This window comes from Salinivibrio sp. MA427 (assembly GCF_001996115.1).
In the GTDB taxonomy this organism is placed as follows: domain Bacteria; phylum Pseudomonadota; class Gammaproteobacteria; order Enterobacterales; family Vibrionaceae; genus Salinivibrio; species Salinivibrio costicola.
In genome coordinates, this window is the sequence record NZ_MUFH01000240.1 from 1 (window position 1) to 5,897 (window position 5,897).

Below are 5,897 nucleotides of genomic sequence, written 5' to 3' on the forward strand. Positions count from 1 at the left end.
ATTTAGTATAGATCAAAATAGTTAAATATGAACTAGTGGAAATGCGTATTTATTTGCTCATAATAGGCTTTGTTACATAAATCTAATGAACTAAATAAAAACCTTACGGTCGGATCTGGGATATTCACTCACGCTTTGGAATGACGGTATGCCACGGAAAACGCATGAACATCCGCGTCACGAAAGGCTTCCCAGCACGGTCGCCAGGTACTMTTGGTCCATCGCRCACATCRTTCGCTTGCGTTGAATRCCGGCTTTGAAACTCTTCTCTTGCTTTAATAAATTYAAAACCATTTGCCTTATTMGTGCAAAAACTTCMGCTCGGTCATCTACCCTAATTCGGCATGCGTCTTCTTTTAATCCAACATCGAGTTGCCAATGTATTGATTCAATTAGCCAGTGCGAGCGAGTGGCCTCATGTAACTCTTTCGCTGTCAGTGCTTTTTAGCTTATATAATAGAGGACGGAAATATCTGATTCGTCGGCGTGTTTGCCTTCTTGTCGAACACTGACCATGATGCCCATCGTTTTTAGTTCAGGCCAATCATAAGCCAAATCACCTAATACACTTAAATCGGTATTGATGAGTGCACATCGTGTTTCTAAACGTCCATACGATTTCTCTTGTGATGCGTAGCTATCACCATCAAAGTTTTGAAGCATTGAAGGCCGGTAATAATTATCAAACGCTTTGTCTAACTTACAGTGTAATCAAACACTTCCCACTGCGCTTTGCTGATTTTGTATAAAACATGTTCGCTAAGCGGATCAGACGCGTCGAGATCAGGATGCGCGAAATGATACGCATAGGACATGCCAAGCTTTTTCATCACTGCCTGAGAGCCAATGTTATTCACTGTAGTAAAAGAGACGACTTCCTCTACGCCCAAGTGCATAAACGCATAGTGTAGCGACGCATTAGCCGCTTCTGTGGCATAGCCCCTACCCCAATGTTGTGGCGCAAGTCGCCAGCCAATCTCAACACAAGGTGAGAACGGCATCGTATCTTTCGGTATGTGCAAACCGACAAAGCCAATAAACGCGTGTTGGTCGGGGATCTCGACAGCCCAGAATCCCCAACCACGCTCGGCGATTAACGACTGGATTTTTCTTGCCATCTTGTCGCTTTCTTCCTGGCTCAGACACTTTGGGAAGTGCGCCATGACACGGGTATCGCGGCTCATCTGCGCAAAGGGTTGTTGATCGGCGTCATCCCATTGCCGAAGTATCAATCTTTTCGTTGTTATCATACGTTAGGTTGTGCCCGTACTCATTGTGTACTCAGGATGCCCCGTATGCTGATCTCGCTGTTCACTTATCACGCTAAAACCTTGAGATAAGTAAAACCGATAACTCGCCTGATTTTCCTTGTATACCGACAAGTTTAACACTGCTCTTTGAGACTTCGCATGACTCAATAATTGCTTACCAATACCTTGGCCCTGAAAGGCCGGAGACACAAAGATGGCAGCCAAATTATTTTCATACAGTGCATAAAAGCCAACGACTTTTGACTCGGTTTCATAAACGTAGACCTCTGACGCTGGGATGTAGATCTCACGCATATTCTCAACTTGCGAAGCCCAATAGTCGGCCGAGACGAAATCATGCGCTTTAACAGATGCTTCAAGCCAGATTTCAAGAACTGAATCTAAGTCATTTGAATTGTACTTTCTAATCATTTTCGAACTCTAGATTGTCAAATCTATCGGGGTAACATAACACTGGCATGCGCGCCAATCCTTGTCCCGTTATCTTGGTTGATTGGTCGGATGTGCGTGATCAACTGCGCTATATAACACTGCGTGCTTCTATCACCGTGGATGGACGTGCCGTCACTTTGTATGAGCAAGCTTTTGAATATGGCGACTATAACTCGCCTCCCAATACCATCAAGCATCGTCGCGTTCTCTCGATACCTCGTCTTGGTCGCAAGGTAAGAAACCATCGGCGATATCTGATTAAGCTGACCCAATATCGGAGGGCCATCAGGGAATATCAACGGCTAACGCATACGATGGGACCCGGTCAATTATGAGAGGATCCGCCAGCGCCGCATTAAGGTGAGCGATGCTTGGCTATACTTGAGCGAAGCGAAACTGCCACGCGTTGCAAATCCCTCTTACACGCCTTGTCATACGCTTGGTTGAGGCTAAAATGACCAACATAAAGACCACTTAAGAGACCGATTATATGACCACTAGAATTTTAGCCGATGTTGCTGCAAGCATTACTGAGTTGAAGGCTAATCCTATGAAAGTTGCAACTAGTGCTAACGGTGAACCTGTTGCTGTATTGAACCGAAATGAGCCAGCATTTTATTGCGTACCTGCCGAAGCGTACGAAATGATGATGGACAGACTCGAAGATCTTGAACTACTCGCTATTGCAAAAGAACGTGAATCTGAAGATACCATTTCGGTAAACATTGATGACCTATAAACTCAACTTTAAAAAGAGCGCACTCAAAGAGTGGAAAAAGCTTGGCTCAACGCTGCAACAACAATTTAAGAAATAGCTAATCGAGCGCTTAGATAACCCGCATGTTCCGGCTTCAAAGCTCTCTGGAACTGACACTATGTATAAAATTAAGCTGCGTCAATCGGGCTACCGTCTTGTCTACAAAGTTGAAGACGATGTCATCATTGTAACCGTCTTAGCAGTCGGAAAACGCGAACATAGCGACGTTTACCGTAAAGCTATGAAAAGGTTAGATGATWGATTGCGGTATAACGCCCGGCTCACGCGCCGGTTTGGAGCCGCGAAGCGGCGGAAAATCGGTCGCTGTGCAGCCGATTGTTATGTTCTTCCTGACGTGCTAGATTGTGTATGGAAACCGAAATCGATACACATAGGTGCGACATGAGAACGAACATCGTCATAGACGACCAGTTGATGGCAGAAGCTCTCAAAGCCTCCGGCTACGAAACCAAAAAAGAGGCTGTTGAGCAAGGTCTGAAACTTCTAGTTCAGCTTAGCAAGCAGCAGGAAATTCGAAAACTGCGAGGCAAAATCAAGTGGGAAGGCGACCTGGATGAAATGCGGGGCGCCGGATGATATTGGTGGATACCAGTGTGTGGATCGACTATTTCAACGGAGTCAAAAACCCGCACACTGACCTGCTGGATGCCTCAATAGTCCACGGATCCGTCGCTATCGGCGACCTCATATTTCTGGAAATCCTTCAAGGCATCCGCAACGACAAACACTATCGTCAGACCAAACAGAGCCTGCTCTCGCTGGAGCAGTATGAAATGTTTGGCAAAGACATGGCACTTGTTTGCGCTGACAATTATAGGGCACTTCGCAAAAAGGGCATCACAATCCGAAAAACTGCCGACGTGATCATCGCGACTTTCTGCATAGAGAAAAAGCTACCTTTGCTGTTTTTGGATCGCGACTTTATCCCCTTTGTTGAGCATCTTGGGCTTGAGCCTGCCCTCAGAGAAACATAACGCCCGGTTAAGGGGCAACCAACGCTACTACCAACTTTCCGCATAACACCGTAACCACAAAAAGCAACGCATAGTAAAAATGCCACGCGTTGCGAATCCGTCTTAAAGCGCTTGTATGGATAATCTCACCCGTATTTGGGTAAAGTGAGACCCAGGCTTTAGCTGCAACTAAAGCTTTCTAATGTGCAGTTCGATTGAACGCTGGCTCCTCTGTCGAGAGACCGATAACAAACATGAACGCACCTTAGAACTCCAAGCACCAAACTCGAATACTCGACTGGGTCTCGAACCCGTATTACGCAAACAAGAGTTAGCTTATTATGAATACTGCACCCAAGCAAAGCATCAACATCGGCGTCGATACCGGCAAAGCGCAACTCGACATCTACGTCAGACCAACTGCGCACTTCTTCTCTGTGCCAAACACGGATAAAGGCATTAAAGATGCATTGAAAATCATCAAGCCATATCAGCCTGAGCGCATCATCATTGAAGCCACTGGCCGATTAGAAATGCCCTTTGTGCTCGCGTGTATTGAAGCCAATTNACATCGGCGTCGATACCGGCAAAGCGCAACTCGACATCTACGTCAGACCAACTGCGCACTTCTTCTCTGTGCCAAACACGGATAAAGGCATTAAAGATGCATTGAAAATCATCAAGCCATATCAGCCTGAGCGCATCATCATTGAAGCCACTGGCCGATTAGAAATGCCCTTTGTGCTCGCGTGTATTGAAGCCAATTTACCCATCGTACGCGCCAACCCTGTGCACATTAAACGCTTCGCCGGCGCCATTGGCCGCAGAGCGAAAAATGACCGCTTAGATGCTGAGTTAATYGCACATTATGGCGACGCCATTAAGCCTGAAATCATCATTATCAAGGCGGAAAATATACGTCTAATGAGTGACTTAGTCATCAGGAGAAACCAGCTCCTATCTATGCAAACGATGGAAAAGAACCGCTTGCAGATACTGCCCAAAACCTTGCATTCAACCATCAAACCCATGCTCACTGCGATGAAAAATCAAATCACCAACATCGARCAAAAACTCGTGAAGTTGATTGAAGCATGCCCTGAATATCAGACTAGAAATACGCTCTTACAAAGCGTGCCTGGCATTGGCAGCATTGCGGCAGCATCTATCATCAGTAACGTCCCTGAGCTGGGCTATATAACTAACAAACAAGCGGCATCTCTCATTGGTGTTGCACCCGTGACAAAAGAAAGTGGGCGATATAAAGGCAAACGGGTGATCCAAGGTGGACGTACTCAAGTTCGTACCGTGTTGTATATGGCGATGATGTCTGCGATGCAATGTAATCCTGTTTTTAAGGCGACGTATACCCGATTAGTCGCCGCTGGAAAGCCGAAAAAAGTCGCCATTATTGCCTGTGTGCGCAAGATGGTAGTGATCTTAAATTCGATGCTTAGAGACGGCGTGATGTGGGATAAAAATCTCGCTAAAATTTAGGATTGACGACATACTCGTTTGTTATGTGTGTACTACCATGACAACTCTTGCTTAGATGCATTTAAGTTTTCGTTATACATCATTTCAATCATTTGATAAGTACACATATCAATCGTTCCACAATAATCCTGTATAGTACGGTCTAGAATATCTGGATTTTTCGCATTAGTTAGCCGCTTAAATGCATCCAAATTTTCCTTCTCCATCATTCGCAACATAGTTTCCTGGCACATATCGACAGTGTCGCAGTAATCTTTTTTGACGCGGTTTTGGATATAACTAATTACTTCGTTTTGTTGCGCTTTCGAGCCATCAAACTGTAAAGGATGAATAAATTCAGCATTCACCGAGAAGGATGCTATAGCGGCTAGAAACATTACTTTTCTCATGATAATCCCTTTAAATACTGATTAGCACATAACGCCCGCATTTGCGGCTGGTTTTGAGCGCAGCGGAAAACCAGTCCGACAACATGCGTTTGTTAGTGCTTTTTTCATGACAGTGCTCTACGGCTAACTGAGAAGAACTGATTTATTGCGCCGAGATCTTTGTCACACTCAGAATCTATATTCCCATGAAGATTGAGCATTTCTGAATACAGCCAATAGGCCATGTGATGATGTTTACTCATAAATTCTTGTAGAATTTCACTCTGAACCCGGTTATTGGTACAGTGAAACGAGCACTTATTTCTTGCTTTCCTCAGGTCTGATGCAAACTCACCATCTAGGGTTAGTGATACGTGGCCATCAGGATTGATTTCTCCCGACTTAACTAGAGCATTGAAACGATTCAACGATTTCTGTGCTTCACACTGAATTTCTGGATCTGTTACATCTGATTTTGAATTTTCAGAAACAGAATTCTGATCTTCAATTTTAACCAGAGCTAGCATTGACTCATAAAGGTGACCAACCCACCTTGCATATGCGTCAAATATCTTTATTTTCGCAAGCACATTAGTGT

At 44.8% G+C, this 5,897-nt stretch carries 8 protein-coding genes and 3 pseudogenes; 6 read left to right on the top strand and 5 right to left on the bottom strand.

The window, feature by feature from the left end; genetic code table 11:
- Positions 1-177: 177 nt before the first annotated feature.
- The 3 genes and pseudogenes from BZG79_RS16745 to BZG79_RS12520 form a co-directional block, all read right to left on the bottom strand.
- Positions 178-702: pseudogene (locus BZG79_RS16745) on the bottom strand (ISAs1 family transposase); the annotation flags it as partial.
- The gene (locus BZG79_RS12515) at positions 696-1,232 is read right to left on the bottom strand and encodes a GNAT family N-acetyltransferase (protein ID WP_242414181.1); all 537 of its coding nucleotides are present in this window, start codon (positions 1,230-1,232) and stop codon (positions 696-698) included. The gene BZG79_RS12515 and the pseudogene BZG79_RS16745, both read right to left, overlap by 7 nt.
- 21 nt (positions 1,233-1,253) lie before the next feature.
- Positions 1,254-1,682, bottom strand: a complete 429-nt coding sequence (locus tag BZG79_RS12520) for an N-acetyltransferase (RefSeq protein ID WP_077676955.1) — start codon at positions 1,680-1,682, stop codon at positions 1,254-1,256.
- Positions 1,683-1,730: 48 nt separating this feature from the next.
- On the opposite strand from BZG79_RS12520, the pseudogene BZG79_RS16165 reads away from it, so the two are divergent.
- From BZG79_RS16165 to BZG79_RS16435, 6 genes and pseudogenes are all read left to right on the top strand, one after another.
- Positions 1,731-1,882: pseudogene (locus tag BZG79_RS16165) on the top strand (transposase); the annotation flags it as partial.
- A 311-nt stretch (positions 1,883-2,193) separates the two neighbouring features.
- Positions 2,194-2,442 carry a type II toxin-antitoxin system Phd/YefM family antitoxin gene (locus BZG79_RS12530; protein ID WP_077460652.1) on the top strand — a complete coding sequence of 83 codons (249 nt, stop codon included), beginning with the start codon at positions 2,194-2,196 and terminating at the stop codon, positions 2,440-2,442.
- A pseudogene (locus BZG79_RS12535) lies at positions 2,432-2,719 on the top strand (type II toxin-antitoxin system RelE/ParE family toxin); the annotation flags it as partial. The gene BZG79_RS12530 and the pseudogene BZG79_RS12535, both read left to right, overlap by 11 nt.
- Positions 2,720-2,862: 143 nt before the next feature.
- Positions 2,863-3,057 carry a type II toxin-antitoxin system VapB family antitoxin gene (locus BZG79_RS12540; RefSeq protein ID WP_077460653.1) on the top strand — a complete coding sequence of 65 codons (195 nt, stop codon included), beginning with the start codon at positions 2,863-2,865 and terminating at the stop codon, positions 3,055-3,057.
- Entirely contained in the window at positions 3,054-3,455 is a 402-nt protein-coding gene (locus BZG79_RS12545) for a PIN domain nuclease (RefSeq protein WP_077774545.1), read from the top strand. The genes BZG79_RS12540 and BZG79_RS12545 overlap by 4 nt, the downstream gene beginning before the upstream one ends.
- Before the next feature lie 519 nt (positions 3,456-3,974).
- Positions 3,975-4,931 (top strand): IS110 family transposase, encoded by a 957-nt coding sequence (locus BZG79_RS16435; RefSeq protein WP_199877811.1) that lies wholly within the window; start codon positions 3,975-3,977, stop codon positions 4,929-4,931.
- A gap of 32 nt (positions 4,932-4,963) precedes the next feature.
- On the opposite strand, the gene BZG79_RS12565 is transcribed toward BZG79_RS16435, so the two are convergent.
- A complete protein-coding gene (locus tag BZG79_RS12565) occupies positions 4,964-5,320 on the bottom strand; it encodes a hypothetical protein (RefSeq protein ID WP_077577412.1) in 357 nt (118 codons plus the stop codon).
- 104 nt (positions 5,321-5,424) lie between these two features.
- A partial coding sequence (locus BZG79_RS12570; RefSeq protein ID WP_199877813.1) for a hypothetical protein occupies positions 5,425-5,897 on the bottom strand: 473 nt, incomplete at its 5' end.

Excerpts from the sequence above, each read along its gene's own strand:
- BZG79_RS12565 (WP_077577412.1), bottom strand. The coding sequence starts at position 5,320 with ATGAGAAAAGTAATGTTTCTAGCCGCTATAGCATCCTTCTCGGTGAAT.
- BZG79_RS12540 (WP_077460653.1), top strand. The coding sequence starts at position 2,863 with ATGAGAACGAACATCGTCATAGACGACCAGTTGATGGCAGAAGCTCTC.
- BZG79_RS12520 (WP_077676955.1), bottom strand. The coding sequence starts at position 1,682 with ATGATTAGAAAGTACAATTCAAATGACTTAGATTCAGTTCTTGAAATC.
- BZG79_RS12545 (WP_077774545.1), top strand. The coding sequence starts at position 3,054 with ATGATATTGGTGGATACCAGTGTGTGGATCGACTATTTCAACGGAGTC.
- BZG79_RS12530 (WP_077460652.1), top strand. The coding sequence starts at position 2,194 with ATGACCACTAGAATTTTAGCCGATGTTGCTGCAAGCATTACTGAGTTG.